Source organism: Microbacterium sp. P5_E9 (genome assembly GCF_054049175.1).
On the sequence record NZ_JBFUMV010000122.1, the window covers coordinates 1 to 553 of the forward strand.

Consider the following 553-nt stretch of genomic DNA (forward strand, 5'->3'; position numbering starts at 1 on the left):
GTTCGATGCCGATGACCGTGCCCAGAAAGCCGCAGATCATGAGGGCCGCGTGCACCAGCAGCACCTGGCCGGTCCAGGCGAAGGAAAGCGGATCCGGCACCGCGACGCCGAGCCGCCAAAGGCCGCCCGCGATACCCGCCACCAAGGAGACGGCCACCAGCGCACCGAACACCACACGCGCGAAGATCCACATACGGGTTGTCGATGCCCGGCGGCGGCCTCGCACGGCAGGACGTTCGGCGTTCACCATCCCATGAACCGTCTGGCGTTGGCGCTCATGCGGTCTGGGGTCCAGGGCGGCTCCCACACCAGTTCGATGCAGATCCTGAGATCGACCGGCACGACCTTGTCCAGTTCGAGCTCTGCGTCCTCGATGATGAGATCGATCACCGGGCAGGCGGCTGAAGTCATCGTGATCAGCACGTGCGCGGTCTTCGTGTCTACGGTGACGCCGTAGATGAGGCCGACATCGACGATGTTCATCGAGACTTCCGGATCGACGACGCGTGACAGCGCTGCGGCGATCGGCTGGCGCAAGCCTTCCGGTCCGTCG

At 65.5% G+C, this 553-nt stretch carries 2 protein-coding genes; both read right to left on the reverse strand.

What is annotated here, in order from left to right:
• Window positions 1-193: hypothetical protein (locus tag ACXJ3V_RS20560; RefSeq protein ID WP_457102210.1), on the reverse strand; the 193-nt coding region annotated here is incomplete at its 3' end.
• Between the two features lie 50 nt (window positions 194-243).
• On the reverse strand, window positions 244-553 hold a 310-nt coding region (locus tag ACXJ3V_RS20565), incomplete at its 5' end, for a metal-sulfur cluster assembly factor (protein ID WP_457102211.1).